Annotated in this window: 3 protein-coding genes; all 3 read left to right on the top strand. The window is 65.7% G+C overall.

What is annotated here, in order from left to right; all coding sequences use genetic code 11:
• Positions 1 to 167: 167 nt before the first annotated feature.
• Positions 168 to 824: a protein-L-isoaspartate O-methyltransferase gene (locus JMF90_RS33400; protein ID WP_011544780.1), complete on the top strand. Its 657-nt coding sequence runs from the start codon at positions 168 to 170 to the stop codon at positions 822 to 824.
• Positions 825 to 838: 14 nt separating this feature from the next.
• Complete coding sequence (locus tag JMF90_RS33395; protein ID WP_006476692.1) at positions 839 to 1,162, top strand: rhodanese-like domain-containing protein; 324 nt, start codon at positions 839 to 841, stop codon at positions 1,160 to 1,162.
• A gap of 352 nt (positions 1,163 to 1,514) precedes the next feature.
• On the top strand, positions 1,515 to 2,440 hold a 926-nt coding region (locus JMF90_RS33390), incomplete at its 3' end, for a transporter substrate-binding protein (protein WP_201326024.1).

Genomic DNA, 2,440 nt, shown 5'->3' with positions numbered 1-2,440 from the left:
CCGCGCAAGGCGAGCAAGCTCGACCTTGCGTTCGAGGCGCAGATCAAGAAGAGCAAGGGGTAAAGGTCTGTTGCAGGCCGCCTGAAGGCTTGCCGGCCGTGCCGTTTGGTACAATCACGAAGTTTCTCTATCCCCGCTGATGGCCGACCAGGCTGCGTGACCACACCATGAATATCGAAAACGCGCGTTTCAACATGATCGAACAGCAGATCCGTCCGTGGGACGTGCTGGATCTGGATGTCCTGGGCCTGCTGTCGATCGTCAAGCGTGAAAACTACGTGCCGGCCGAATACCGCGATCTCGCGTTCGCCGATCTCGAACTGCCGCTGCCCGGCGGCGCCAGCAAGATGCTGTTCCCGCGCGTCGAAGCGCGCGTGCTGCAGGAACTGACGGTCAAGAAGCACGAAAACGTGCTCGTGATCGGCGCGGGCTCGGGCTACCTGGCCGCACTGTTCGCGCATCGCGCGCAGCACGTGACGGCCGTCGAGATCGATCCGACGATCGCGAAGTTCGCGGAAGACAACCTGCGCAACGACGGCGTGACCAACGCCGAAGTCGTGCTCGGCGACGGTTCGCGCGGCTGGGCCGCGAAGGCGCCGTACGACGTGATCTGCGTCGCGGGCGGCCTGCCGGTCGTGCCGCAGGAAATGCTCGAGCAGCTGAAGATCGGCGGCCGCCTGTCGGCGTTCGTCGGCGGCCGTCCGGTGATGAAGGCGCAGATCATCACCCGCATCGACGACAAGCAGTACCGCGTCGCCGACGTGTTCGAAACGTACATCGACCACTTGGTCAACGCGATCGAGCCGTCGCGCTTCAAGTTCTGAGCGGCGGAGCCTCCATGCAGATCCTGACGCCCGCGATGCTCGCGGAATGGCTCGGCGACACAGCGCGCCCCGCGCCGGTCGTGCTCGACGTGCGCGAGCCGTGGGAAATCGCGACCGCGCAGATCGCCGGCAGCGTGGCGATTCCGATGCAGCAGATTCCCGCGCGCAGCGAAGAGCTCGACGACGAAGCGGAAATCGTCTGCGTGTGCCATCACGGGATGCGCAGCGCGCAGGTCGCGATGTTCCTCGAATCGCGCGGCTTCACGAAGCTGTACAACCTGCAGGGCGGCATCGACGCGTGGTCGCGCGACGTCGATCCGTCCGTGCCGCGCTACTGATCGATCCTTCCGGCGGCGCATCATGCGTCGCCGCGCCGCCCGGCCCTGCCGCCGGCCGCACCGATCCGCCGAACGGGCGCGCACCGCGCGCCCGTTTTTTCTTTTCCCTCCCTGTTCCGTCATTTCCCGCGTTTCGACGCCGCAGCGCCGTCGTGCACCATTTGCGCCCGTGCGTCTGCACCGCAACGGACCGCGCATGCTGCACGGCGCGTCATCCGCACCGCCCCGATGCCCGACGATGGCCCGCGCAGGCACGCCGGGCGTGCATCCGCGCGACTGGCACATGCCTTGCGTTACACGATGGCCGGCACCGCCACGGCGCACGCGCATCCAACACGACAAGGGGATCTCGATGAAACGTCGCAGTCTGTTGAAGTTCGGTTCGATGGCCGGCGCGCTCGCGCTGGCGGGCAAGAGCCCGTTCGCGCACGCGGCCGACGCGGGCACCGGCCCGATCAAGGTCGGCGTCCTGCATTCGCTGTCGGGCACGATGGCGATCTCGGAGACGTCGCTGAAGGACACCGCGCTGATGACGATCGCCGACATCAACAAGAGCGGCGGCGTGCTGGGCCGCAAGATCGAACCGGTGGTGGTCGATCCCGCGTCGAACTGGCCGCTGTTCGCCGAGAAGGCGCGCCAGTTGCTCACGCAGGACAAGGTCGCGTGCGTGTTCGGCTGCTGGACGTCGGTGTCGCGCAAGTCCGTGCTGCCGGTGTTCGAGGAGCTGAACGGGCTGCTCTACTACCCGGTGCAGTATGAAGGCGAGGAAATGTCGCGCAACGTGTTCTACACGGGCGCCGCGCCGAACCAGCAGGCGATTCCGGCCGTCGAGTACCTGATGAGCGCGGAAGGCGGCGGCGCGAAGCGCTTCTTCCTGCTCGGCACCGACTACGTGTATCCGCGCACGACCAACAAGATCCTGCGCGCGTTCCTGAAATCGAAGGGCGTGAAGGACGCCGACATTCAGGAGGTCTACACGCCGTTCGGCCACAGCGATTACCAGACCATCGTCGCGAACATCAAGACCTTCTCGCAGGGCGGCAAGACGACCGTGGTCTCGACGATCAACGGCGACTCGAACGTGCCGTTCTACAAGGAGCTCGGCAACCAGGGGATCAAGGCGACCGACGTGCCGGTCGTCGCGTTCTCGGTCGGCGAGGAAGAACTGCGCGGCATCGATACGAAGCCGCTCGTCGGCCACCTCGCCGCGTGGAACTACTTCATGTCGGTGAAGAACCCGACCAACACGAAGTTCAAGGACCAGTTCGCCGCGTGGGT

Origin of the sequence: Burkholderia sp. E168m23, assembly GCF_016586125.1 — a bacterium.
Lineage (GTDB): Bacteria > Pseudomonadota > Gammaproteobacteria > Burkholderiales > Burkholderiaceae > Burkholderia > Burkholderia orbicola.
This window is presented reverse-complemented; position numbering and strand designations above follow the sequence as displayed.

Excerpts from the sequence above, each read along its gene's own strand:
- JMF90_RS33400 (WP_011544780.1), top strand. The coding sequence starts at position 168 with ATGAATATCGAAAACGCGCGTTTCAACATGATCGAACAGCAGATCCGT.
- JMF90_RS33395 (WP_006476692.1), top strand. The coding sequence starts at position 839 with ATGCAGATCCTGACGCCCGCGATGCTCGCGGAATGGCTCGGCGACACA.